The organism is Pseudomonas iridis, from assembly GCF_017980685.1.
Taxonomy (GTDB): Bacteria; Pseudomonadota; Gammaproteobacteria; order Pseudomonadales; family Pseudomonadaceae; genus Aquipseudomonas; species Aquipseudomonas iridis.
Genome location: NZ_JACXXO010000011.1, coordinates 1 through 23,699, shown reverse-complemented (window position 1 = coordinate 23,699; position 23,699 = coordinate 1). Strand labels below are relative to the sequence as shown.

The 23,699-nt window shown below is 57.6% G+C and carries 24 protein-coding genes; 3 read left to right on the top strand and 21 right to left on the bottom strand.

Annotation, left to right across the window (positions count from 1 at the left end; all coding sequences use genetic code 11):
* Positions 1-3: 3 nt before the first annotated feature.
* From csrA to IEQ42_RS18155, 3 genes are all read right to left on the bottom strand, one after another.
* Positions 4-189 carry a carbon storage regulator CsrA gene (gene csrA, locus IEQ42_RS18165; RefSeq protein WP_047302530.1) on the bottom strand — a complete coding sequence of 62 codons (186 nt, stop codon included), beginning with the start codon at positions 187-189 and terminating at the stop codon, positions 4-6.
* Positions 190-337: 148 nt separating this feature from the next.
* A complete protein-coding gene (locus IEQ42_RS18160) occupies positions 338-670 on the bottom strand; it encodes a YnfA family protein (RefSeq protein ID WP_003226957.1) in 333 nt (110 codons plus the stop codon).
* A 63-nt stretch (positions 671-733) separates the two neighbouring features.
* Entirely contained in the window at positions 734-1,549 is an 816-nt protein-coding gene (locus IEQ42_RS18155; protein ID WP_210704471.1) for an SDR family oxidoreductase, read from the bottom strand.
* A 322-nt stretch (positions 1,550-1,871) separates the two neighbouring features.
* Here IEQ42_RS18155 and IEQ42_RS18150 point away from each other — a divergent pair, with 322 nt between their 5' ends.
* Positions 1,872-2,030, top strand: coding sequence for a DUF3309 family protein (locus IEQ42_RS18150; protein WP_181818456.1), 159 nt, complete (start codon positions 1,872-1,874; stop codon positions 2,028-2,030).
* A gap of 63 nt (positions 2,031-2,093) precedes the next feature.
* Here the strand turns inward: IEQ42_RS18150 and IEQ42_RS18145 are convergent, their stop codons facing one another.
* The 10 genes from IEQ42_RS18145 to IEQ42_RS18100 form a co-directional block, all read right to left on the bottom strand.
* The gene (locus IEQ42_RS18145; protein WP_210704469.1) at positions 2,094-4,187 is read right to left on the bottom strand and encodes an LTA synthase family protein; all 2,094 of its coding nucleotides are present in this window, start codon (positions 4,185-4,187) and stop codon (positions 2,094-2,096) included.
* Positions 4,188-4,500: 313 nt separating this feature from the next.
* The gene (locus tag IEQ42_RS18140; RefSeq protein ID WP_210704467.1) at positions 4,501-5,106 is read right to left on the bottom strand and encodes an START domain-containing protein; all 606 of its coding nucleotides are present in this window, start codon (positions 5,104-5,106) and stop codon (positions 4,501-4,503) included.
* Between the two features lie 41 nt (positions 5,107-5,147).
* Positions 5,148-5,402, bottom strand: coding sequence for a YkgJ family cysteine cluster protein (locus IEQ42_RS18135; protein ID WP_042560393.1), 255 nt, complete (start codon positions 5,400-5,402; stop codon positions 5,148-5,150).
* A 165-nt stretch (positions 5,403-5,567) separates the two neighbouring features.
* Complete coding sequence (locus IEQ42_RS18130; RefSeq protein WP_210704466.1) at positions 5,568-6,044, bottom strand: translation initiation factor 2; 477 nt, start codon at positions 6,042-6,044, stop codon at positions 5,568-5,570.
* Positions 6,045-6,122: 78 nt separating this feature from the next.
* Positions 6,123-7,562 (bottom strand): aminotransferase-like domain-containing protein, encoded by a 1,440-nt coding sequence (locus IEQ42_RS18125; protein ID WP_042560395.1) that lies wholly within the window; start codon positions 7,560-7,562, stop codon positions 6,123-6,125.
* Positions 7,563-7,763: 201 nt separating this feature from the next.
* On the bottom strand, positions 7,764-8,576 hold the full coding sequence (locus IEQ42_RS18120) for an OmpA family protein (protein WP_042560396.1): 813 nt from the start codon (positions 8,574-8,576) through the stop codon (positions 7,764-7,766).
* Positions 8,573-8,929: a DUF4398 domain-containing protein gene (locus IEQ42_RS18115; RefSeq protein WP_042560397.1), complete on the bottom strand. Its 357-nt coding sequence runs from the start codon at positions 8,927-8,929 to the stop codon at positions 8,573-8,575. Before IEQ42_RS18115 ends, IEQ42_RS18120 begins: the two co-directional genes overlap by 4 nt.
* Before the next feature lie 9 nt (positions 8,930-8,938).
* A complete protein-coding gene (locus IEQ42_RS18110) occupies positions 8,939-9,760 on the bottom strand; it encodes a substrate-binding periplasmic protein (protein WP_210704465.1) in 822 nt (273 codons plus the stop codon).
* A gap of 80 nt (positions 9,761-9,840) precedes the next feature.
* Positions 9,841-10,770 carry an electron transfer flavoprotein subunit alpha/FixB family protein gene (locus IEQ42_RS18105; RefSeq protein ID WP_042560399.1) on the bottom strand — a complete coding sequence of 310 codons (930 nt, stop codon included), beginning with the start codon at positions 10,768-10,770 and terminating at the stop codon, positions 9,841-9,843.
* Positions 10,771-10,772: 2 nt separating this feature from the next.
* The gene (locus tag IEQ42_RS18100) at positions 10,773-11,522 is read right to left on the bottom strand and encodes an electron transfer flavoprotein subunit beta/FixA family protein (RefSeq protein WP_007908338.1); all 750 of its coding nucleotides are present in this window, start codon (positions 11,520-11,522) and stop codon (positions 10,773-10,775) included.
* A gap of 550 nt (positions 11,523-12,072) precedes the next feature.
* Here IEQ42_RS18100 and IEQ42_RS18095 point away from each other — a divergent pair.
* Positions 12,073-13,737 (top strand): electron transfer flavoprotein-ubiquinone oxidoreductase, encoded by a 1,665-nt coding sequence (locus IEQ42_RS18095; RefSeq protein ID WP_210704463.1) that lies wholly within the window; start codon positions 12,073-12,075, stop codon positions 13,735-13,737.
* Between the two features lie 183 nt (positions 13,738-13,920).
* On the opposite strand, the gene IEQ42_RS18090 is transcribed toward IEQ42_RS18095, so the two are convergent.
* Positions 13,921-14,811, bottom strand: coding sequence for an AraC family transcriptional regulator (locus IEQ42_RS18090; RefSeq protein WP_210704461.1), 891 nt, complete (start codon positions 14,809-14,811; stop codon positions 13,921-13,923).
* A 190-nt stretch (positions 14,812-15,001) separates the two neighbouring features.
* Between IEQ42_RS18090 and IEQ42_RS18085 the strand changes: the two genes are divergently transcribed.
* Positions 15,002-16,054: an NAD(P)-dependent alcohol dehydrogenase gene (locus IEQ42_RS18085; protein ID WP_210704459.1), complete on the top strand. Its 1,053-nt coding sequence runs from the start codon at positions 15,002-15,004 to the stop codon at positions 16,052-16,054.
* Here IEQ42_RS18085 and IEQ42_RS18080 read toward each other — a convergent pair whose 3' ends face one another.
* The 7 genes from IEQ42_RS18080 to IEQ42_RS18050 all read right to left on the bottom strand — a co-directional run bounded on the left by IEQ42_RS18080 (position 16,055) and on the right by IEQ42_RS18050 (position 23,506).
* Positions 16,055-16,858, bottom strand: a complete 804-nt coding sequence (locus IEQ42_RS18080) for an IclR family transcriptional regulator (protein ID WP_210704457.1) — start codon at positions 16,856-16,858, stop codon at positions 16,055-16,057.
* Between the two features lie 60 nt (positions 16,859-16,918).
* Positions 16,919-18,229, bottom strand: coding sequence for an MFS transporter (locus IEQ42_RS18075; protein ID WP_150593066.1), 1,311 nt, complete (start codon positions 18,227-18,229; stop codon positions 16,919-16,921).
* Between the two features lie 172 nt (positions 18,230-18,401).
* Positions 18,402-19,550: a galactonate dehydratase gene (dgoD, locus tag IEQ42_RS18070; protein ID WP_042560405.1), complete on the bottom strand. Its 1,149-nt coding sequence runs from the start codon at positions 19,548-19,550 to the stop codon at positions 18,402-18,404.
* 46 nt (positions 19,551-19,596) lie between these two features.
* On the bottom strand, positions 19,597-20,217 hold the full coding sequence (locus tag IEQ42_RS18065) for a 2-dehydro-3-deoxy-6-phosphogalactonate aldolase (RefSeq protein WP_210704456.1): 621 nt from the start codon (positions 20,215-20,217) through the stop codon (positions 19,597-19,599).
* 19 nt (positions 20,218-20,236) lie between these two features.
* Positions 20,237-21,226: a 2-dehydro-3-deoxygalactonokinase gene (locus IEQ42_RS18060; protein ID WP_047302547.1), complete on the bottom strand. Its 990-nt coding sequence runs from the start codon at positions 21,224-21,226 to the stop codon at positions 20,237-20,239.
* A gap of 89 nt (positions 21,227-21,315) precedes the next feature.
* Positions 21,316-22,245, bottom strand: a complete 930-nt coding sequence (locus IEQ42_RS18055; RefSeq protein ID WP_210704454.1) for a hypothetical protein — start codon at positions 22,243-22,245, stop codon at positions 21,316-21,318.
* Between the two features lie 625 nt (positions 22,246-22,870).
* Entirely contained in the window at positions 22,871-23,506 is a 636-nt protein-coding gene (locus tag IEQ42_RS18050; protein WP_228732003.1) for an alpha/beta hydrolase, read from the bottom strand.
* Positions 23,507-23,699 lie beyond the last annotated feature (193 nt).

The following is a 23,699-nucleotide window of genomic DNA, read 5'->3' as shown; positions in this document are numbered from 1 at the left end:
ACCTCAACGGGCCTTTTCCAAGGCCTGTTTACGCTGAATCCGCTCGTAGACTTCCGCGCGATGCACATTGACCTTCTTGGGTGCCTCCACGCCAAAGCGCACACTTGCACCGTTCACTGACAGAACGCGCACGGTGATGTCGTCACCAATTGAAATCAACTCACCAACGACACGGCTGAGTACAAGCATGAGATTCGTCCTTCAGGGTTAGCGAGCAATGAAGATGCGCGGCTTACGGCGCCGGTTCAATGCATCGCGGGCAAATCAGTAATGCCCTACAACCCTTCAGCGCGCCGCCCTTCAGACATTTCCCGCAAATTGTTAAACAGCCCTCATCTCAAGCAGCAGAAAAGCGCGGCCCGAACAGAATCACGCTGGCACCGATCACGCACAGTGCCACGCCGATCCAGTCCGAGCCCAATGGCCGAACCCGCTCGACCACGGCCAGCCAACCGATAGACGCCACGATGTAGATCCCGCCGTAAGCGGCATAGGCACGCCCGGCGTAGGCCGCTTCAACGCGCGTCAATAACAACGCAAACAACGTCAGGCTGAGCAGCGCCGGGATTACCCACAGCGCACTTTTGCCCTGACGCAGCCACATGAAGAAGGCGAAACAACCGGCGATTTCAAATAATGCCGCGAGGAAGAACCACAAGTAATTGAGCATTATCGCGTCTCGACAGGGTGACCATTGCGGCCACCCTAACGACGGGAAGTGTTACGGACAAGATCAACCGTTGTTTTGTTTGGCCTTGGCGCGCATTTTCTCGGCCATGGAGGTCATCTCGTTGTAGAGCAGTTGCGGATTCTTCTGTTTGATCGCCCACGCCATGCGCCCTTGTTCGTGGGGCAAGATCATGAATTCGCCGGCCGCTACTTGCTGATAGATGTACTCGGCGATGTCCGCTGCGCTGATCGGCGAACTTTCCAGCAACTTGCCGACCTGCGCTTTCATCGCCGGGGTCGGGCCACGGAACGAGTCGAGCAAGTTGGTCTGGAAGAACGACGGGCAGACCACATGCACGCCGACTTCCTGTTGTGCCAGTTCGATCAACAGGCTTTCCGACAATGCCACCACACCCGCCTTGGCGACGTTGTAGTTGCTCATGGCCGGGCCTTGCATCAGCGCCGCCATGGAGGCGATGTTGATGATCTTGCCTTTGCTTTGCTCAAGCAATGGCAGGAACGCCTTGCAGCCCTTGACCACGCCCATCAGGTTGATCGCTATCTGCCAGTCCCAGTCTTCCAGCGACAGTTCGCTGAAGAACCCGCCGGAAGCGACACCGGCGTTGTTGACGATGATATCGATACCGCCAAGCTTCTCTTCGCAAGCCTGGGCGAACGCGGTGAGCTGGCTGTAATCACGCACATCGCAGCGCTGGATAAAACCGTCGCCGCCAACCTCACGGACCTGTTTCAAGGTTTCCTGCAGACCGGGTTCGCTGACGTCGGACAAGGCCAGTTGCCAGCCTTCACGCGCCCAGCGCAGCGCGATTTCGCGACCCAGGCCTGAGCCCGCGCCAGTGATCATCATGCGATTTTGCATAGCAGACAGCCTTGTTGTTCCGGGAAAGATTCGCCGAGTGTAGCGAAGGAACGGTGTCCACCCACGCTCCATCAAGTTGCTGAATGCAAGATCAAAAGATCGCAGCCTTCGGCAGCTCCTACAGGGAAAGGTGTAGGAGCTGCCGAAGGCTGCGATCTTTTGATCTTATGCTTCAAAGGAAATAAGCAAGCAATCCAAATATCTTAAAAAAACATTGAATTTTCTTTCATTGATACCAGTCGGAATTTGTAAGCCGTCTGGAATTAGTTAGTTTCCAGTCGCCCTGAAAAACCAAGACTTCTCGAACGCTATCAACAAGGAAATCACCATGGGCACAATTCTTATCATTATCCTGATCCTGTTGCTGATCGGTGGTCTGCCGGTCTTCCCGCACTCCAGAAGTTGGGGTTATGGTCCATCGGGCATTATCGGCGTGGTGTTGGTCGTGCTGCTGGTGCTGCTGTTACTCGGTCGGATATAAACGATCTGACAGACAAAAAAAGAGGCCCTTGAAAAAGGGCCTCTTTTTTATTGCGCGGACAAATCAGTCTGGCTTGCCATCAACAACACCGGCGGTGTTGTCGATCAGGCTTTTAGTCGCCGTCTGAATGAACGACTCAAGTTTCTGCTTCAGTGCCGCCTCATCTTCCGACGCCGGAATCACTTCGCCTTTCGGGTTTGCACCCAGTTCGTAGCGATAGAGTTTCGGTGGCATCTCTTTGGGCAGAACCAGCACGCGGTCGGCGGTAAGCAGAGCCACGGTCTGATCGCTGCCGGACGGCTTGATCACGCCGAAACCCTTGTCGCCTTCCGGCAGATTGAGCAAGTCGCGGCCCCAGCACTGGTGCAGGACGTCACCACCGATGCGACCCATGATGGTCGGCACGATGTCGATCTGGGTGCCCACTGTGTGGTCAAGCTGGCCGAACTTCTCTTGCATCCCCGGAGCAATCATCAGCATCGGCACGTTGAAACGACCAAGGTCCATTTGAGTGATCTGTTGCTCATTGCCGAAACCATGGTCACCAACGACCACGAACAGCGTCTCCTTGAAGTACGGCTCCTTGCGCGCCTTCTCGAAGAACTGACCCAGTGCCCAGTCGGAGTAGCGCATGGCGGTCAGGTGTTCGTTGAGACTGCCACGGTCGGTCACACGCTCGACCGGCAACGGCGTCGGCAATGCGTATGGCGTGTGGTTGGACAAGGTTTGCAGCAAGGCATAGAACGGTTTCTTGTCCTTGCCGTCGCGAGCCTTCAATTCCTCCAGACCACGGTTGAACATGTCTTGGTCGGATACGCCCCACGTCGGATCGGAGAACACCGGATTGACGAAATCGTTACGCCCGATGAAGTTGGTCATGCCCTGGTTGCTGAAGAAACCCGACTGGTTGTCCCAGGCGAAATCGCCGTTGTAGACATACACGTCATCGTAGTCGCGGGCGCTGAGCAGTTGCGGCAGGCCGGACAGCTTGTGGCTGCCTTCCGGGGTCTGCATCAGGTATTCGAAACCTGGCAGGTTCGGGAAGCACGCCATGGTGGCGAACATGCCCTGGTGGGTGTGGGTGCCGTTGGAGAAGAAGCGGTCGAACAGCAGGCCTTCTTTCGACAATTGGTCGAAGTACGGCGTGATGTTGCCAGGGCTTCCCAGAGCGCCGACCGAATGACCGGCGAAGCTTTCCATCAGGATCACGACGACGTTCTTGATTGGCAGGGTCTTGTCGGCGTCCGGCGTGTAGTCACGGCGCACAGCGGCGGTTTCAGTATCGACCAGCTTGTCTTGCGGCAGCACCAGCATGTCGCGGACGATTTGCTGCGCTTGCTCTTGCGGCAGCGTGGCTTTCCAGATGTTGTCGCGGTCCTCGCCCATGCGTGACTTGGCGGCAGCGATCAACGACAGCGTGGCGTTAAGGCCGAGCTGGTTGGCGAAGTTGGAGTCGGTGGTGTACACGTCACCCCAGCGCATTGGCGGGCCTTGACGCAGGGTGCCGCGTGCAGCGACCACGCAAATCAGCAGACAAACCACGAACACCGCAAGACGGGTGTACCACGGCGCCACCTGACGGGAGCTGACAGTGCCACCGCTGAAAGGCCCGCGCGGACGCGTGGCACGGTCGGCGCCTTTGAACGCCAGCGTCAGAATCACCGTGCCGATAGCCCACGCCAACAGATAGCGCACCACCGGGAAACCGTACCAGAGCATGCTCATCACGGTTTTCGGGTCTTCCTTCACGTACTGGAAGACCAGACCGTTGAGGCGCTGGTGAAACTCACGGTAGAAGTCCATTTCCATCAGACCGAGGAACAGCGCGATGCTCGACGCAACGGTCAGCCACAGCCGGAAGAAGCCGCGCGCCGCCATGGCGCGGGCACTGAACAGCGCCAGTACCAGCGGAATGCTCAAGTAAACCACCAGGCGCAGGTCGAAGCGCAAGCCGTTGGCGAACGCTTCGAGGAACGTCGCAGCCGGGGTGTCGAGGATCATCTCGCGGTTGTAGACCAGCAGCGCGAGGCGCAGCACGGAAAACATCACCATCATGACCAGCGCACAGAGCAGCGTGTAGGCCAGATGCGATTTGACGGTCGGTTGCAGCAGGCGACTGGAAGATCGCTGCTGATTCAGGGCGTCCGGGTTTGCCATGTCGTTTTAGGACCCATTGGAAGTTGAAGTTGCAAAAAATACAGCGGCGCCATGCCCTCTATTGGTCATTCCAGACCCCGGGGCGTGCGCAGTGCGCAAATGTTGCATGATCACCGGCACCATTGCCATTGATTACTGCCCTGTCACCAGACACATTCATTTGAAGTAATGACCACGGGACAGCATGGAAACAGCGCGGGCGGATTGTCTTGAACGCGTTGTGAAAATTTCGTTCAACGCATATCTGGAAACACAATATAAACCGCAAAACAAAACGCCCCGAATCGATCGGGGCGTTTCATTAAGACGGGAATTACTTCTCGGCGCGCTCTTTAAGAGCTTTAAGGGTGTTGAACGGCGCATCGACAACGAACTTGTTGGCAACCATCGCCGGGACACTGCCGCCTGGCTCGGTGTGCACTTGATAGGTCACTTCAACCTGATCGCCTTTGGGCACGAACTTCCAGAAACCCTTGACCTGGGCCACGCGGACAAAACCTTTTTCTTCCGGAATGTACGTCGGCACACCTTCAAGCGTGCGAGTCAGACTGCCATCGGCGCCTTCGACGGTGGTGACATGCGTTGCCGAATCACGCGGAGTCACGGGCCACGGCGTATTGAACTGGGTGTAAGTCCAACTCTGATCACCTTCGTGCTTGAGCAGCTTCTGGGTTTTGCATTCGTAAATCCATGCACAAGCGCCTGTCACATCGTCCTGCAGTGCACGCAACTTGGCGACAGTGGTCTTCATCAACGTTACGCCCTGATAGGACTTGTAGTCCGATCCCGGGATTTCGCTCAGGGAAACCTTGATGCCGTCCTCGTTCCTGGCGACTTTCCAGTCTTCAGCCTGCGCCAGCGAGGTGGCCAGTACGGCGGTCAAACCACACAACACAGCAATACGATGCAGCGAACCCATAGTCTTTTTCCTTATTGTTGAAGTTCCGTTCGTTTGACACATCAGGCCGCCGTCATTTGCTCCCACCAGCCGATCAGCTTGATCGCCTCTTCCTGGCTATCGCCACAGACTTCGACATCGGCGGCAAAGCCCGAACAGACAGCCGGGCGCTCCGGGCGGCCGAAAATGCTGCACAGGTTTTCGACCGAGAGTTGCACGCAACGTTCGCCGGCAGGTTTGCCATCAGGCATGCCGGGAATCGCCGAGCTGATGGAGGGGGCAATGCAGCAGGCGCCACAGCCTTCACGGCATTTCATGACGAACAAATCCTCGCGAGGGGCAATGTGTGAAAGGGACACGGACAGGGTAACCGCTAAAACGGCTGTTTAAAATTCCCTGCGCCGGGGTTTTTACGGATAAGTGAATGTGACTGACCAGTCTCCGACAAAGCGTCTGGTTCAGGGCTCACAGATGCATTGGATTTACTGCTTGAATTCAAAATCCAGGGCTGCGCCGTCGACTTCACGACGCTCGTCATTGCGCAGTTGCAACTGCATTTCGTTGCTGAGTAAACGGCCATTGAGCTGGAACCCGCTGTTTTTCTCGCCAAACATTTGCGGCAGGATCGGTTCGCGCTTGGGCAGATTGACTGTGCCGAGTGGTTTCAACTCTTCAACCATGTCCTTGGGCAAGCTCAAGTCGAGTCTGGCTGACGGCAGTTTGGTTTTCGCCACTTCGCTGGCAGATTTCGACTTGGAAGCCACTGGTGGACGCTTCTTTACCGGCGCAGCTTTCTTCTTCTGCACATTGGCCGGCGTATTTTTTTTGCTCGCCAGCGGTTTCTTCTGGGGCGCCGCCGCGGCCGGTTTTTCCTGGATCGGAGCCGCCATGACACCCGGCGAATGACTGATCATCAGCAAGCAAAGGACAATCCCGGCGGCAGAAAAAATCGTTTTCATGAACCCAACGACACTAACGGCAGAGGGCCATATGCTCGCTTGTTGAGCGTCACAAGACAAGCCTGTCCGTACCTTCGTTCAGAAACCGACCGCCGTTTCCTGACACAGTTGGGTTGCCAACATTCCAAGGGTCATCAACGCCCGCTCCGCCTCGCGGTTCCACGGAATGCCGCAGTTAAGGCGGATACAGTGGTTGAATTGCTCTGTATTACTGAAGATCAGGCCGGGCGCGATACTGATGCCCTGCTGCAACGCGCGCACGTGCAATTCCTGAGTATTGACCCGCCCCGGCAGACTCACCCAGAGGATAAAACCGCCCGTGGGCCGGGTCATTTGCGTGCCTTCGGGGAAGTGCTGCTGCACCGCCAACTGGAAGGCGCTGAGGTTTTTCCGGTATTCCTGGCGGATGTACCGTAAATGCCGGTCATAGCCGCCGTTTTCAAGATAGGCGGCAATCGCCATCTGCGTCACGCTGCACGCCGAATGGGTGCTGAAGGTCTGCAAGCGCTGGATTTCCTGCTGGTACTTACCGGCAATCATCCAGCCGATTCGCACACCGGGCGACAAGGTCTTGGAGAAGCTCGAGCAATAGATCACTCGGTCAAGTCGGTCATACGCCTTGAGGGCCTTGGTGCGGCCCTGTTCAAACATCAACTCGCCATAGATGTCGTCTTCGACGATCTGGATATCGAAATCCGACGCCAGGCGCAGCAGTTGTTTCTGCCGCTCTTCAGGCATGGTGCCGCCCAGGGGATTGCTCAGGCGCGTGGTCAACACCAACGCCTTGATCGACCATTGGTTAGCGGCCAGCTGCAGTGCTTCGAGGCTCATGCCAGTGGCGGGATCGCTGGGGATCTCGATGACTTTCAGGCCCAGCAGGTCGGCCAGTTGCAGCAGTCCGTAATAGGTCGGCGACTCGGCGGCGATCAGATCGCCCGGACGGGTCAGCACGCGCAGCGACATCTGCAACGCATCGACACAACCGTGGGTGATCACCACTTCAGACGGGTCGACCACCACACCGGCGTCGCGCATGCGGATCGCCACTTGCCGGCGCAGCGGTTCGAAGCCAGGGCTGAACATGTAGCTGAACGCTCGCGGGCTGTGGAAGCGAGTAACTTTGGCCAGTTGCTGATGCAGCGCCCGCACCGGCAAATAGTCCACGCTCGGCACTGCAGCGCCCAACGGAAAAACGCCTTCGCGGCGCGACTCGACCAGAACCTGCTGAATGATGCTGCTTCGCGTGACCAGCCCTGGCCGCTCGACCCGGGCGATATCCGGCGTCGGTGCCGTAAGCGCGGGCGTCTGGTGCACGTAATAACCAGACTGCGGTCTGGCGCGAATCAGGCCCTGGTCTTCGAGATTGGCGTAAGCCTGCAACACCGTCGCATGGCTGACGTTGAGCTGCGAACTCATCTTGCGCACCGAGGGCACGCGCTCCCCCGGTTGATAGACACCACGGCGGATGTCCTCGGCCAGTTGCTGAGCAATACGTTGGTAGAGCAAGAGATTGGTCATGACGCAGCACTCGATTTCACGGGCATTTTATTCTTGTGTGAAACAATACCGGAACAGTTTAGAAGTGTACTGGGACAGTTGTCACCATAGACGACCATACAGTGCGTTGTCTGCCACAACTGTACTGATTTGCGCGCTATTGGACAGGCGTAAAAAAGCCCGGCACTGCATGACAGTCCGGGCTTTCCAGAGACGCAACCCTCAACGGGCGGCGCCGAGCTGGCCTTTTTCGTCGGAGAACACAATTTCCACACGACGGTTTTGTGCTCGCCCACGCTCGGAAGCGTTGGCGTCCACCGGGTATTCGTCACCGTAACCTTCGACCTGAATACGTTTGTCGTCGATGCCCAGGTCCATCAGCACATCGGCCACCGACTGCGCGCGGTCGCGGGACAGTTTGAGGTTTTCCTGTTTGCCGCCAGTGCTGTCGGTGTAGCCCTCGATACGCACTACGCGCTTCGGATTCAACTGCAGGAACTGCACAATCTTCAGAACAACGCGGTTGGCCGAGTTTTTCAGCTCCGCTTCACCGGTGTCGAACAACACGTCACCCAAGGTCATCACCAGACCACGATCAGTCTGCGTGGTGGCCAGCGCAACAATCTGCTCTTCGAGCCACTTGCCCTGCTGCTGCACGCTCAGCAGTTTTGATTCACGCAGGGCCAGTTGCAGGCGCTGACGATCCAGTTCGAGCTTGGCTGCACGCTCTTCGTTGAGCACTTGATTGGTGTGTTCGCGGGCAATCGCGCTATAACGCTGGCTCAGGTAGGCGTAGTGCACCACGTCCGAACCGCTGCCCCAGTAAGTGGACAGGCGATCGGCACGGGCCAGGGACTCACCGGCGCGGATCACGTCTTTCGGCGCAATGCGCAGCACGTTGGAATCTTCCTTGACCTTCTGGAAGTCGGCGCCGGCCTCTTGCAACGCGGACTCACTGTGCTGACCGGCGCAGCCGAACAGGCTCGCGCAACCGACGAGAATCAGACCACCGAGGACCTTGGATTTAAGGCTCATTGGGCATCTCCCAGTTGCTTGCGCAGACGGACGATGCGGGTGTTCAGCACATTCAACTGTTCTTCGCTTTTCTGGGTCAGCACTTTGGCTTCTGCCAGACGTGCGTCGAGTTCAGCCTGTTCGGAACGCATGCGCGCGTTCCGAAAGGATTCGTCTGCCATGTTGCCTTTGGCCCGGTTGTACTTGGTTTCGGCCAGTTTCATTTCCGGCACGTCATCGCCAGTGGCACCGACGGCCTTGGCCTGGGCGATGGCCTGCTCGGTCAAACGCATTTGTTCAATGGGTGCCGGATCGGTCGCGCAACCGGCCATGGCCAGAACGGCCACAGCCGCGAAAAGAGGTCGAATACTCACTAAGAATCCCTACTGTTTTGGGGCACTGACAGGCTGTTGCGGCTGTTGCTGCTGCGCCTTCCAGCGCTCGATATTGCGTTGCAGCGCGGCTTCCGTCAGTCCGGACGCGGGCAATTCTGTCATCTTTTTGGCCAGCTGTCCGCGCAACCACGGATCGTTGCACGCCGAGTTGTGGGAAACCGCGAGGAACAGACCGGGTCTGTCGATCGGTTGTTCAAACGCCAGCAGGTCATCGGCCATGCCCAACGCCTGCGCGGCGGCCATGCCCGAGTAGCGTCCGGCGAGTACATATTCCACTTCACCCAGCAGAAGTTTCTGAAAGGCCTGGGTGAGGTTTGCTGTCCGGGTCAGGGTCAATTGCTGAGCGGCGAAAGTGCCGAATGCCTGGGTCATTCGAGACTTTTCCGACACGCCACCGGCATGGCCGTGCAGGTCGCTGGCTTCGCCGTAGGTCAGCGTAGAGCCTTTGCGCGTCCACACCAGATAGTCGTTTTCCAGCAGCGGCGGATGGATGTAGTCGAGGTTCTCCAGCTCATTGAGCGTCAGCGACGCGTCGGCCAGCATGTCCATGCGCCCACTGCGCACCTCATCGAGGGCCTGCGAGCGCTTGCCGGCGTAGAGCAACTCGACCTGGATGCCCAAGTCCTTGGCCACTTGCTGCAACAGGTCTGCGCTGGCACCGATCAACTGCTTGGGGTTTTGCGGATCCTGCCACAGATACGGCGGAGCATCCGGGCTGCCGGTGACGATGAGGCGCTCGCACTTGCCCGCGGCCGAGGCCAATCCTGGCAACAGCGCCAATCCCAACAACAATCCGCAGCGCAGATCCATAGCCAAACGCTCCCACTCAAACCCGAGACAAAAAAAAGCCCGACCAAAAGGTCGGGCTCTTTATAAGTGAAGCCGCTGGATTAGACCAGCTTCTCCAGCTCAGGGATTGCTTCAAACAGATCTGCTACCAGACCGTAATCAGCTACCTGGAAGATCGGCGCTTCTTCGTCCTTGTTGATCGCAACGATCACTTTGGAGTCTTTCATACCGGCCAGATGCTGGATCGCGCCGGAGATACCGACCGCGATGTACAGCTGTGGCGCAACGATTTTGCCGGTCTGACCGACCTGCATGTCGTTCGGTACGAAACCTGCGTCGACTGCGGCGCGCGAAGCACCTACAGCAGCGCCCAGCTTGTCGGCCAGAGCGTACAGGTGCTTGAAGTTGTCGCCGTTCTGCATGCCGCGGCCGCCGGAAACGACGATCTTGGCAGCGGTCAACTCAGGACGATCGGACTTCGCCAGCTCTTCGCCGACGAAGCTCGAAGTACCGGCGTCGTGTGCAGCGCCTACAGCTTCAACAGCAGCCGAACCACCTTCAGCAGCAACCGGATCGAAACCGGTGGCGCGCACGGTGATGACTTTGATCGCAGCAGTCGATTGCACGGTAGCGATGGCGTTACCGGCGTAGATCGGACGCTTGAAAGTGTCAGCGCTTTCTACCGAGATGATCTCGGAGATCTGGTCAACGTCCAGCTGCGCAGCAACGCGTGGCAGGATGTTTTTGCCGTTGGAGGTGGCAGCAGCCAGGATGTGGCTGTAGCCAGCGCCCAGTTCTGCGACCAGCGGAGCAACGTTTTCCGGCAGCTGATGCGCGTAAGCGGCGTTATCAGCATTCAGTACTTTGCTCACACCAGCGATTTTCGCAGCGGCTTCAGCCACGGCGCCAGCGCCTTGACCAGCAACCAGAACGTGGATGTCGCCGCCGATTTTGGCAGCAGCAGCCACGGTGTTCAGCGTGGCCGGAGCCAGCACTTTGTTGTCGTGTTCGGCGATTACCAAGATAGTCATGATTAGATTACCTTCGCTTCGTTTTTCAGTTTCTCGACCAGTTCAGCCACCGACTTGACCTTGATGCCTGCGCTGCGTGCAGCCGGCGCTTCGACTTTCAGGGTCTTGTTGGTGGAGGCGGTGGAAACGCCCAAAGCATCCGGAGTCAGCACTTCGAGAGGCTTCTTCTTGGCTTTCATGATGTTTGGCAGGGACGCGTAGCGCGGCTCGTTCAAACGCAGGTCGGTGGTGACGATCGCCGGCAGTTTCAGCGAAACAGTCTGCGCGCCGCCGTCGATTTCGCGAGTCACGGCAACGCTGTCACCGGAGACTTCGACTTTCGAGGCGAACGTGCCCTGACCATAACCGCTCAGTGCAGCGAGCATCTGGCCGGTCTGGTTGTTGTCGCTGTCGATGGCTTGTTTGCCAAGGATCACCAGTTGAGGCTGTTCCTTGTCGACAACAGCTTTCAACAGTTTGGCAACAGCCAGGGAAGTCAGATCTTCGGCGGATTCGACGAGGATGGCGCGATCGGCACCCAGAGCCAGCGCGGTGCGCAGTTGCTCCTGAGCGGTGGTCGGGCCGATGGAGACGACGACGATTTCAGTCGCAACACCTTTCTCTTTCAGGCGTACGGCTTCTTCCACTGCGATTTCGCAGAACGGGTTCATCGACATCTTGACGTTGGCGAGGTCTACGCCGGAATTGTCCGCCTTGACGCGAACCTTGACGTTGTAATCCACAACGCGTTTGACAGCTACAAGAACCTTCATGGATTCCTCGTTACTCTCCGGTGAAAAGAAAGTCGCCTAGGCGAACCTGGCGGTTGATGCTCATCGGGCTACAAGGGCACCTCTAAAAACGCCGGCCTGTATACGCGGTGGTTCCACGCTGCGAAGTGCTGTGACCGTTCGTCAGTGGTGACCGACGAGTCATGCCTCTTCACGGTGTGTAAACTGCGCGTCGCACCTGCGCTGCGCATCACCTTGTATTGCCTACGCCCTGTCTTTAGAGGTGCTCTTGAAACCGCCAGTCTGCCTACGGCGAGCGCAAAACCGCCCGTATCTTGACCGGAACGCCTATTCCGGTCAATACAGCAAAATGACCATTCATAAGCCGCGCTTCTTTGATTTATCTGGCCTGGAGCCGATTCAAACAAACGTTTGTATTGGACGCTAGGAGTGGTGTAGATATAATGCGCCCCCTAGAGAGAAAGGTGGCTTCTCCTTTATCCCCTTGACGTTAACGTAAAGGCGTAGCGGAAGCGACATCAAACCTCCATATTAGAAAAAAAACTGTTGAGCCTTGAGTAGGAGATAGCCTGTGGAACGCGAATACATGGAATTCGACGTGGTCATCGTCGGTGCCGGCCCCGCTGGCCTGTCCGCCGCCTGCCGCTTGAAGCAGAAGGCCGCCGAAGCCGGTAAGGAAATCAGCGTCTGCGTGGTCGAAAAAGGCTCCGAAGTCGGCGCACACATCCTTTCCGGTGCCGTATTCGAACCCCGCGCACTGAACGAACTGTTCCCGGACTGGAAAGAACTCGGCGCCCCGTTGAACACGCCGGTTACCCGCGACGACATTTTCGTGCTGAAAAACGCCGAAAGCGCGCAGAAAATTCCTGACTTCTTTGTGCCCAAGACCATGCACAACGAAGGCAACTACATTATCTCCCTGGGCAACCTGTGCCGCTGGCTCGCCCAGCAGGCAGAGAACCTCGGCGTGGAAATCTACCCCGGCTTCGCAGCTCAGGAAGCGCTGATCGACGAGCAAGGCGTGGTTCGCGGGATCATCACCGGCGACCTCGGTGTCGATCGCGAAGGCAATCCGAAAGAAGGCCTGTATACCCCGGGCATGGAGCTGCGTGGCAAATACACGCTGTTCGCCGAAGGTTGCCGTGGCCACATCGGCAAACAACTGATCAAGCGTTTCAACCTCGACAGCGATGCCGACGCCCAGCATTACGGCATCGGCCTGAAAGAAATCTGGGAAATCGATCCGGCCAAACACCAGCCAGGCCTGGTGGTTCACACCGCCGGTTGGCCACTGGAGATCATGGGCACCGAGAACACCGGCGGCTCGTTCCTCTATCACCTGGAAAACAATCAGGTAGTGGTCGGCCTGATCGTTGATCTGTCGTACAGCAACACTTACCTGTCGCCGTTCGACGAGTTCCAGCGCCTCAAACATCACCCGGTGCTGGCTCAGTATCTGGAAGGCGGCAAGCGCATCAGCTACGGCGCCCGCGCAATCTGCAAAGGTGGCCTGAACTCGCTGCCGAAGATGGTTTTCAAGGGCGGCGCGCTGATCGGTTGCGACCTCGGCACCCTGAACTTCGCCAAGATCAAAGGCAGCCACACCGCGATGAAATCCGGCATGCTCGCCGCTGAATCGGTGGCTGACGCGCTGTTCGCTGAAAAGGACGGTACTGAAGAGCTGACCACTTACGTCGACGCCTTCAAGAAGAGCTGGCTCTACGACGAACTGTTCGCCAGCCGTAACTTCGGCCCGGCGATCCACAAGTTCGGCGCGATCCTCGGCGGTGGTTTCAACTGGCTGTATCAGAACATCTTCGCCGGCAAACTGCCGTTCACCCTGCACGACAACAAGCCGGATTACGCCTGCCTCAAGCTCGCGGCCGACTGCAAGAAGATCGATTACCCGAAACCCGACGGCAAACTCAGCTTCGACAAACTCAGCTCGGTGTTCATCTCCGGTACCAACCATGAAGAAGAACAGCCTTGCCACTTGAAGCTGACCGACCCGAGCATTCCGATCAGCAAAAACCTGCCGCTGTACGACGAGCCGGCGCAGCGCTACTGCCCGGCCGGCGTGTACGAGGTGATCACCAAGGAAGACGGCGAGAAACGCTTCCAGATCAACGCCCAGAACTGCGTGCACTGCAAGACCTGTGACATCAAGGACCCTTCGCAGAACATCACCTGGGTGACGCCGGAAGGCGCTGGCGGCCCGACTTACCCGAACATGTAAGCCGAACCGCTGAACAACAAGGCTCCCGAAACGGGGGCCTTTTTGTTGCCCGCCATTCAGTGCATCACATCAAACCCTGTGGGAGCTGGCTTGCCAGCGATGGCAGTGGATCAGGCGACATCTATGTTGAATGTGCCGGCCTCATCGCTGGCAAGCCAGCTCCCACAGGGATTGTGTAAATCCTCAAGCAGCGCGTTCATCTGCGGGGCTGCGCTCAAAGTAGCGCTTATATTCACGACTGAACTGCGAAGTACTCTGATACCCCACCCGATGCGCCACCTGCGCCACACCCAATCCCTCAGCCACCAATAATGTCTGCGCCTTGAGCAGCCGCAAGCGTTTCAAATACTGCACCGGCGACAACAACGTGCTGCGCTTGAAATGCTCATGAAAGGTCGACACGCTCATGTTCGCGCAACTGGCCAATGTCTCGACATTTAACGGTTCGGTGTAATGCGCGTGCAAATGACTGATCGACGCCGCCACTCGGGCGAACTGCCCCTGCTGCTCAACCAGCGCGCGCAACACATCGGCCTGCGGTCCGCGCAACGCGACGAACAGCAACTCGCGAATTCGCGCTGGGCCCAGAATCTGACACTCCAGCGGATCGTGCAGACAACTGAGCAACCGTTCGACACAGCCGCGCATGTCATCGTCGAGCACCACCGACGTCATCGACTCCGGCGTCTGCGCAGGAATATGCCGCCCCGGCGCCAGCCCCATGGCCAGCACCAGCTCGCCGAGCAAAACCCGGTCGATCGCCACCGAGACACCCAGCAGCGGCGCATCCGGCAAGGCAAAGGTTTCACACTCGAAAGGCACCGGCAGCGCCTGAATCAGATAATGTCCGGCGCCATATTCCATGGTGCGCGGCCCGAGAAACGCCAGTTTGCTGCCCTGGGCGATGATCATCAGGCTCGGTTCATAGATATGCGGGCCACGGGCAACATCGCAACTGGCGCGCAGCACCTGCACGCCCGGCAGCCCGGTCGGGGAATAACCGTCGCGCAGTGCCAGCGGTTCAATCAGCGAAACCAGGGTGGCATTGGCATCAAGGTGACGAGTTAATTGCATCGAGGTTCTTCAGAAAAAAGTAACGGAAAAAGGCATGAAAGCATCATCGCAGATCCTTTTGCCAATGCGACTGAACAAACCTGCATGCCGGAGGATTAGGCATGAGACCCGGAGGAATCGCCATGGCCGGACAGTGGCGCGGCGCCCAAAATGCGCCGCCTCACTTGTCACTGCTTTTGCGAGGTTTCACATGTATACCGCTATCGGCTATGCCGCCCAATCGGCCACCACGCCCCTCGCCCCGATGAAATTCGAACGCCGCAGCCCTCGCGCCGACGACGTCGCCATCGAAATTCTCTATTGCGGCGTCTGCCACTCCGACATCCACCAGGCACGCAACGAATGGGGCATCGCTGTTTACCCGTTGATGCCCGGCCACGAGATCGTCGGAAAAGTCACCGCAATCGGTGCGAATGTCACCAAACACAAAGTAGGCGATCTGGTCGGCGTTGGCTGCATGGTCGACTCCTGCCGCAGTTGCGAAGCCTGCCAGTCGAACCTCGAGCAGTATTGCCTCGAAGGCCCGACCATGACGTACGCCACCCCGGACCGGGTCGACGGCAGCAACACTATGGGCGGCTACTCCGACAGCATCGTCGTCAGCGAGCACTTCGTCGTCCGCATCCCGGAGAAACTCGCCCTGGCCAGCGCCGCGCCAATTCTCTGCGCCGGTATTACCACTTACTCGCCGCTCAAGCATTACGGCGTCAAGGCTGGCGACAAGGTCGGGATTCTCGGCATGGGTGGCCTGGGCCACATGGGCATCAAGTTCGCCAAGGCGATGGGCGCGGAAGTAACCCTGTTCACCCGTTCGGCGAGCAAGGCTGAAGAAGGTCGTCGTCAGGGCGCCGATCATGTGATCGTCTCCACCGACGCCGAGCAGATGAAGGCTGCCGCGGGTTACTTCGACTTCCTGCTGGACACCATTCCGGTGCAGCACGACCTCAACCCGTACCTCGATACCCTGCGCTTTGACGGCGTGCACATTCTGGTCGGCCTTATCGAGCCGGTTGATCCACCGGTACACGCCGGCAAACTGGTGATGAGCCGCCGCGTACTCGCCGGCTCGTTGATCGGTGGCATTGCCGAAACCCAGGAAGTGCTGGATTTCTGCGCCGAGCACAACATCACCTGCGACATCGAAATGCTCGACATCCGCCAGATCAACGAGGCTTACGCCCGCATGATCGCCGGCGACGTGAAGTACCGTTTCGTGATCGACATGGCAACGCTCAAGGTTTAATCACACCTTTAAACCCAGCTCCGCCGATAGCCGGGCTGTGACCCCTTTGATCAGGGGAATCAGCTCGGCCATTTTCTCCAGCGGCATATAGGGCACGGTGCTGGCGATGCTGATTGCCGCCACAATGCCTTTGCTCGCATCCCGAATCGGCGCCGCCACACAGCGGATCGACGGTTCGTTGTCTTCCAGATCGAACGCGTAGCCACCGGCCACGTAATCGGTCATGCGTTGTTCAAGCTGTTCCCACGACTGCTGGGGATGCTGCGGCCAGAACTGACTTTTCCCACCCGCCGGCAGACTGATGTCGTACAGACGCTGCCAGTCCTGCGGCGAATCATCGAGCATCAACGCCTTGCCGATCCCGGTGCGTGCCAGCGGCATACGATGGCCTACCCGCGAACGCATTTCCGGTCCGTTGCGGCCCGGGTTCTTCAGCAGATACAGCACTTCATCGCCTTCACGAATCCCCAGGTGAACGGTGTCCCCGGTCAGTGCCGACAACTCATCCAGATAAGGTCCGGCCAACGTCACCAGCGGCAACTCTTCACGCGCCTGAAAGCCCAGCTCGATCAACTTCGGCCCCAGCAGATAACCGACTTGCGGCACCACGCGCAGGTAGCGCTCATCCACCAGACAACTGGCCAGCCGATGGGTGGTGCTGCGCGTGGTGCCGATCAGCCGGGCAATCTCCTTGAGATCACGCGCGCCGCTGGCCACGGCCTGCACCACACCCAGCCCGCGAAGCAGCGTCTGGGTGCCGGTGGGTGCGGCGTCCTTGATTTTTTCCGGGGCGTCTTCCTGCATATCCAGCCTTTACCGTTGAGCGAGGGAACGGGCGGCATTATGGTCGCCCGACGCTAAGCACTACAACTCGATACGTTCAACCTTGCCCACCAGCAGCACGTAGGACAATGCACCGATCAACGCCAGAACCGCGATATAGGTGATCGCCGGGGCGAACGAATCCCCGCTGGCGAGGAAACCGATCACGATCGGCGTTGCAATCGCCGACAGGTTGCCGATGAAGTTGAACACTCCACCGGTCAGGCCGAGCAGGCGTGCCGGCGCCAGTGTCGACACCAGCGACCAGGTGATCGAGGCCAGTCCATTGCCAAAAAACGCCAGAGCCAGAAAGGCAATCACCAGCGGCGTCGACTCGACGAAGTTGGCGCCGATGATGGAAGTGGAAATCAGTAGTCCGCCAATGATCGGCAACTTGCGCGCAAAACCAATGGTGTAACCACGACGAATCAAGAAGTCGGAAAAGAACCCCGAGCACAACACGCCTACGAACGCGGCGAGAAACGGCAACGAGGCCAGCAAGCCAGACTTGATGAAGTCCATGCCGCGATATTTCACCAGGTAGGTCGGGAACCACGTCAGGAAAAACCACAGTGTCGAGTTCAGGCAGAACTGGCCGAGGTAGATGCCCCACAACTTGCGTTTAGTGAGAACAATGCCGAGATCGGTCCAGCTGAATTTGGCTTTGACCTTGGCGCTGTCGGCCTGGATATCCACCAGCCCGCCGCCCTCGCGGATCAGCTCGATTTCTGCATCGTTGGCACCCTTGAAATCCCGGGGCTCGCGATACACCGCGTACCAGATTGCCGCCCAGATAATGCCCACCGCACCTGTCGCGACAAACACCATGTGCCAGCCGAATTCGTGTTGCAGCCACGCAAGAACCGGCGTGAGGAAGGCCAGACCCACGAACTGCCCGGACGTGTAAAAACCAATCGCCGTGGCGCGTTCACGCTCGGGAAACCAGGTGGTAACGACGCGGCTGTTGATTGGATAGGCCGGAGCTTCCAGCGCGCCGACTGCCATGCGCAGGACGAACAGCGCGATGAAACTGGCGGCAAAACCCAGCATCACCGTGGCGATCGACCACAACAGCAACGCGACGCTATAAAGAATGCGTGGCGGCACGCGATCCACCAGCCAGCCACCGGGGATTTGCATCGCAGCGTAGGTCCAGCCGAATGCGGAGAAGATCAGGCCAACGTGAATCGGATCGATGCCCAGCTCGCTGGTCAGGGCCGGGGCGGCAATCGACAGGTTGCTGCGGTCGAGGTAGTTGATGACCACGGTGATAAACAGCAACACCATGATGAAAAAACGCTTTCGGCTAGGCGTGACTAAAGACGCCTGCCCGGTGAGGGTTTGCGGTTGCATGAGAGATGCCTCTTCTTATGTTTATTTGAGGACAGTCTTAAGACTTGCACGGAACCCTGTGGGAGCTGGCTTGCCAGCGATTGCGGTGTGTCTGTCACATCAGTGTTGGACGTGCCGCCGCCATCGCTGGCAAGCCAGCTCCCACAGGGAATAGTGGTGTGTCAGGCTGGACTCACCACTCAGCAAAACTGCCATCGGCATGGCGCCAGATCGGGTTGCGCCAGCGGTGACCGACCGCCGCGCGTTCGATCACATATTCCTCGTTGATCTCGATACCCAACCCCGGCCCGTTCGGAATCTTCACAAAGCCTTTGTCGTAATCGAACACCTGCGGATCTTTTACATAGTCGAGCAAGTCATTGCTCTCGTTGTAATGGATGCCCAGGCTTTGCTCCTGGATAAACGCGTTGTAACAAACCGCGTCCAGTTGCAAACACGCCGCCAGCGCAATCGGCCCCAGCGGGCAATGCAGCGCCAGCGCCACGTCATAGGCTTCGGCCATGTTGGCGATCTTGCGGGTTTCGGTAATGCCGCCAGCGTGGGAGGCATCCGGCTGGATGATGTCGACGTAGCCTTCGCTCAACACGCGTTTAAAGTCCCAACGCGAGAACAGCCGCTCGCCCAGTGCAATTGGCGTGCTGGTCAAAGGTGCCAGTTCTTTCAGCGCTTCGTAGTTCTCGCTGAGCACCGGCTCTTCGATGAACATCAGTTTGTAGGGGTCGAGTTCCTTCATCAGCACCTTGGCCATCGGCTTGTGCACCCGACCATGGAAGTCGACACCGATGCCGACGTTCGGTCCGACCGCATCACGCACTGCGGCGACGTTGGCCAGGGCGAGATCGACTTTTTCGAAGGTATCGAGAAACTGCAGTTCTTCCGTGCCGTTCATTTTTACCGCGGTAAAACCACGGCTCACGGCCTCTTTCGCTGCACGCGCGGTGTCAGCCGGACGGTCGCCGCCGATCCACGAATACACGCGAATCTTGTCGCGCACCTGACCACCGAGCAAATCGCTGACCGACACACCAAGGGCCTTGCCTTTGATGTCCCACAGCGCCTGATCGATACCGGCCAGCGCACTCATGTGGATCGCGCCGCCACGGTAGAAGCCGCCGCGATACAACACCGTCCAGATGTCCTCGATGTTGCGTGGGTCTTTGCCGATCAGGTAGTCGGACAATTCCTCAACAGCCGCTGCCACCGTGTGTGCGCGACCTTCAACCACAGGCTCGCCCCAACCGGTCACGCCTTCGTCGGTTTCGATCTTGAGGAAGCACCAGCGCGGCGGAACGATGAAGGTGGTGAGTTTGGTGATTTTCATCTTGTTGTCTCTCTTGTAGAGGTAGCGCTCGCAGCGCCAAAAAGTCTTAGCGAAGGGCTTTCCAGGCAGCCACATAGGCCTTGGCATTCGCCGCTACTTGCTCAACGCTCATCCCCGGCTTGAACAGCCCCGAGCCGAGACCGAAACCCTTGACGCCAGCGTCGATGAACACCTGCATGTTGTCCGGGGTGATGCCACCGACCGGCGCCAGAATCGTCCCGCTGGGCAACACCGCCAGCCAGGCTTTGACGACCGCCGGCCCCATCTGCTCGGCCGGGAAGAGCTTGAGAATGTCCGCGCCCTCCTCCAGCGCCGCGAAGGCTTCGGTCGGCGTGGCAACGCCCGGCGACAGGTAAAGCCCCGCCGCTTTTGCCGCACGCAAGACCTTGGCATCGCTGTGGGGCATGACGATCACCTGGCCGCCGGCCTCCTTCACCAATTCGACCTGTTCCGGGGTCAACACCGTACCGGCACCGATCAGGCAATCGGGTGGCAAGGCCTTACGCAGGATGGCGATACTTTCGTACGGCGAAGGGGAATTGAGCGGTACTTCGATGACGCGAAATCCGGCCGCATACAGGACTTCTCCCACAGCAGCAGCTTCCTGCGGATGCAGGCCACGCAGAATCGCGATCAGACCGTTTTGCGCCAATGCTTGCTTGAGCATGTCAGGCCTCCAGTCGGGGTTAACGGGATGAGGAATCGATCAGTCCGGCGGCCAGCGCCAGTTGCCACAAGCCACGCTCGGTGGCCTGCTCGGCCAGCGTCACGTTGGCGAAGCCACAGGCGTCCAGGGCACGGCTATAACGTGTGCACAGTTGCGCATTGCCAATGAGGATGATCGAGGGAAGATGCACGCTGTTGCGGCGACGGCGCTGAGCGGCGGCAAGTGCAGCCAGTTCATGGCCAATCATCAGGCCGGACAAGTAATCAGCCTGCGCCGTCGGGCTGAGTTCGCCAGTCAGGCCCAGGGTCCGGGCACTGAACAATGTAGAGAGCACGCCGAGTTCACCGTCCGCCGACAGCGCAACCTGCACACCGCGGTCAAATGCCTGGCCATCGAAAGCGGCGCCTTGCTGTTGGGTGCGGCCGAGAATGCTGTGTTCGCTGAGCACCGCGAACACTTCGCCGGTCATGAAGGTATCGAAATGGGTGATGCAGCCATCGACCACTTCGACCCATTTCGAGTGACTGCCCGGCAGGCCGATCAACAGATCACCGCCCGCCTCGACCGGGAGGTTCTGCAGAACGCCCAGCACTTGGGTCTCTTCGCCGCGCATCACGTTCGGCAGACGGGAACGCTGAATCACGCCCGGCACGATATGCACTCGCGCGCCGCGAAGACTGATAACGGTTTGTAGGGAGTTTCCGAGATTGGCGACGTTCGCCGGCGTGTCGCAGTAGGCGGCTTCGCGCCAGCCTTGCGCGCTGCCGACCATGCCACAAGCGATCACCGGCAGATCCGGCTGCGCATCAAGCCAGTCGCCACAGGCCTCATCAAAGGCCAGTTCAAAACCGTCGGCACATTCGCGCCCGTTGATGACTCGCGGGGTCTTCGGCAGTTGCATGATCCCGGACGACAGCGAGCGCTGCTCCAGCACCACACCGCCCGCCGCGAGTTTGTAAGCACGTAATGAGGTCGTCCCCCAATCGAGCGCGATCAATTGCGCCAGCATCGCTTCACCTGTTTTGTTTTTGGCAGTGAGTGCGACGGACTATAGACCTCTCAAGCTGAAAATCTCAATATGTAATTTTGCATCCCATATTATGGGACGTATTCAATCCACGGCGTCCATCGCTTTACGGGTTGCAGTTTTTTATCGAGGATGACGCGCAGTACTTCATGTTCGCTGGCTCCGACTTCATGCGTCCGCCCTTCCTGATCGGTTACACCGGGCTCCAGGCGCCCATCCCCTCTGATGATGGTGTACGCCGCCAGCGGCGCGGGAGTTTCATCTACCTCTGAAACAAGTCGTAATTTGGTCTTGTATGGCGCGAATGAAGCGAGCATGCCGGCATAGGGCACGTCGCTACATAAACCGAGACTGTCGATCTGGTCATACATCGGCGACCGTTCATAGCGCCAGCGCAGAATGCACAGGGGCGCAAAGGGCACCCACGTTCGCGGTTGATCAGAGGGTTTGAGCGTCAGGCGTGAAGGCGCCACCCGCGGGTTTTCCACAGCGGCGATAAACCGCGAGGTGGGCAAATACATGACCTTTGAGTAATACGCCACGAACGCAAACGCAGTAATCACCACTTTGCATGGAATGTATTCCTGCGGTTTGAGGAGCTGCACCAACTCAACGGGCCTGATCTCGTTATGACCATCATTGATGACATGGTTCTCGACCCGGATACTTGCAAACATTTCATAACGACGATCACCTTCGATCAATCGCATTTCACTGACAGTTCCGGCAGCTTCAAGCGCGATTTGATGTTCGACGGAAAAGTCCAGATCGCCATCCAGCGAGCACTGGATCGAGGTGCCGATCTGACCTTGTCGCCCATGCACCTTATACAAGTCGATCAGATTTCTGTCGGATGTGAAACGCAGATCGTAATAGGAAGAACTCAGGTGATCGATCGAGACAAACTCAAGCCTGGCGGGAGGGACATCCAGATGCATGCAAGCCGCACACGATAAAAAACCACCGACCAAAAGCCATTTAAAAATTCGCAAACTCAACATTTAGCCCTCTGTTCGATAACACGCACAAGCTCGTTGCGGCCAGCCAGAGCACGAAAAACACTATCATCAGAAACGTACATCACATTGGAAAAACCGACATCTCTTACTACATGTTATCCAGCCGTCCTCACCTGCCGAGTGCCCTTGTAAAGTCCTCTGAAGGGATGCGCATAAACTCCGAAAAGTAGGTTTTATATTTCGTTGTATTCACTCTAAACGTACATACGATAAATGGGTGCGCCCTCAAGGCACTGCGCAACCTATCGCCCTCAAGAATAAGTTCCTTGCCCTGCACGTCTCCGGTCTCTCGAAAAATAACTCGGGCGATATATTTTCCTTTCGAAGAGTTCTCACTCGCCTCAACGATACCGCTACCGTATCGTTTCTGGTAATGACCAATAGAAAAATCCAGATCATCATCCAGAGTACAAACCAACTCCTCGCCGATTTTAGACTGGAATAATCCTTACAGATCCGTATCACTCGAGAACCAAACGAAAAACGAACTCCCGCTCGGCGTAATTGAAACGCTTTGAAAGTCAAGCACCGCTATTTGCCTGCCATGATTCGAGGAACATGAACTGCATAGCAATATGGCGATTGCCAAAAAAATTCTATTCACAGTCTATTTCTCCCTGAGATAACCGAGTATCGAGTCCGCCAGCAATTGACGAGCCGACTTCCCACCCTCCAGTTTTTGATCAAACATAATATCCGCATCTGCGTGATTGACATCGACTCGACCACTGACATTGGGACCTGAAGTTATCTCCCACTGTTCACCAAAGTCTGCAACAGTATCCGATATGTCCCGATTCTGGATTTTCGCCGCGCGGATATTTATCCAGAACTCCGCCTTTGGCTCAGGTTTTCGCCTGTAAATGGTTGAAATACCATAGACGATCTTTCCCTGGCCCACGGGGTCTATCGTGATCAACATTCTGACTTTGTAGCCCTTATCCGTCAAAACACTGGAGAGGTGTGCACCGTTCCAACCGCCCAAACTATGCCCGATGATATAAACAGGTGTCGTTTTATCAGGAGCTTCAACCAATACATTTTTCGCCAGATCGTCATCCGTCAAGAACTTATTATAGGCCAATGCTTTCATATCGCATTTCGAAAAATAGCAAAGCGCATCAGCATCAGCATCAGCCACTACTTTAGTTTGAACATGGGTCACGTTCCAGTTCGGCCCGCTCATGTAGTAACGTTCCTGATCTCCAGCCCCACCGACAAATAAAATAAATACCTTCTTCATGCTGATGGCAATGATTTTGGCGCACTTATCTTCGGGCTTGGTTAATTCAACGTTTCCTACGTCTCTTTTAGGGAAGGTCTGAAGTACCCACCGATTTTTGAGGCCCTCGCTGCTTGAGGTTCAAAAAATCCAAGTCGGCCGAAAAACAGACCCTTCTTGTCTTTAATTCACGGCTCTTTCCTCTGATCGTGCT

What these genes read in the sequence shown, in the direction of transcription:
- IEQ42_RS18055 (WP_210704454.1), bottom strand. Translation starts at nt 22,245, where the DNA reads ATGTTGAGTTTGCGAATTTTTAAATGGCTTTTGGTCGGTGGTTTTTTA.
- IEQ42_RS18140 (WP_210704467.1), bottom strand. Translation starts at nt 5,106, where the DNA reads ATGGGTTCGCTGCATCGTATTGCTGTGTTGTGTGGTTTGACCGCCGTA.
- IEQ42_RS18050 (WP_228732003.1), bottom strand. Translation starts at nt 23,506, where the DNA reads ATGAAGAAGGTATTTATTTTATTTGTCGGTGGGGCTGGAGATCAGGAA.
- IEQ42_RS18135 (WP_042560393.1), bottom strand. Translation starts at nt 5,402, where the DNA reads ATGAAATGCCGTGAAGGCTGTGGCGCCTGCTGCATTGCCCCCTCCATC.
- IEQ42_RS18105 (WP_042560399.1), bottom strand. Translation starts at nt 10,770, where the DNA reads ATGACTATCTTGGTAATCGCCGAACACGACAACAAAGTGCTGGCTCCG.
- IEQ42_RS18125 (WP_042560395.1), bottom strand. Translation starts at nt 7,562, where the DNA reads ATGACCAATCTCTTGCTCTACCAACGTATTGCTCAGCAACTGGCCGAG.
- IEQ42_RS18110 (WP_210704465.1), bottom strand. Translation starts at nt 9,760, where the DNA reads ATGGATCTGCGCTGCGGATTGTTGTTGGGATTGGCGCTGTTGCCAGGA.
- IEQ42_RS18145 (WP_210704469.1), bottom strand. Translation starts at nt 4,187, where the DNA reads ATGGCAAACCCGGACGCCCTGAATCAGCAGCGATCTTCCAGTCGCCTG.
- IEQ42_RS18075 (WP_150593066.1), bottom strand. Translation starts at nt 18,229, where the DNA reads ATGCAACCGCAAACCCTCACCGGGCAGGCGTCTTTAGTCACGCCTAGC.
- IEQ42_RS18090 (WP_210704461.1), bottom strand. Translation starts at nt 14,811, where the DNA reads ATGCAATTAACTCGTCACCTTGATGCCAATGCCACCCTGGTTTCGCTG.
- IEQ42_RS18120 (WP_042560396.1), bottom strand. Translation starts at nt 8,576, where the DNA reads ATGAGCCTTAAATCCAAGGTCCTCGGTGGTCTGATTCTCGTCGGTTGC.
- csrA (WP_047302530.1), bottom strand. Translation starts at nt 189, where the DNA reads ATGCTTGTACTCAGCCGTGTCGTTGGTGAGTTGATTTCAATTGGTGAC.
- IEQ42_RS18085 (WP_210704459.1), top strand. Translation starts at nt 15,002, where the DNA reads ATGTATACCGCTATCGGCTATGCCGCCCAATCGGCCACCACGCCCCTC.
- IEQ42_RS18060 (WP_047302547.1), bottom strand. Translation starts at nt 21,226, where the DNA reads ATGCTGGCGCAATTGATCGCGCTCGATTGGGGGACGACCTCATTACGT.
- IEQ42_RS18080 (WP_210704457.1), bottom strand. Translation starts at nt 16,858, where the DNA reads ATGCAGGAAGACGCCCCGGAAAAAATCAAGGACGCCGCACCCACCGGC.
- IEQ42_RS18130 (WP_210704466.1), bottom strand. Translation starts at nt 6,044, where the DNA reads ATGAAAACGATTTTTTCTGCCGCCGGGATTGTCCTTTGCTTGCTGATG.
- IEQ42_RS18160 (WP_003226957.1), bottom strand. Translation starts at nt 670, where the DNA reads ATGCTCAATTACTTGTGGTTCTTCCTCGCGGCATTATTTGAAATCGCC.
- IEQ42_RS18065 (WP_210704456.1), bottom strand. Translation starts at nt 20,217, where the DNA reads ATGCTCAAGCAAGCATTGGCGCAAAACGGTCTGATCGCGATTCTGCGT.
- IEQ42_RS18155 (WP_210704471.1), bottom strand. Translation starts at nt 1,549, where the DNA reads ATGCAAAATCGCATGATGATCACTGGCGCGGGCTCAGGCCTGGGTCGC.
- dgoD (WP_042560405.1), bottom strand. Translation starts at nt 19,550, where the DNA reads ATGAAAATCACCAAACTCACCACCTTCATCGTTCCGCCGCGCTGGTGC.
- IEQ42_RS18100 (WP_007908338.1), bottom strand. Translation starts at nt 11,522, where the DNA reads ATGAAGGTTCTTGTAGCTGTCAAACGCGTTGTGGATTACAACGTCAAG.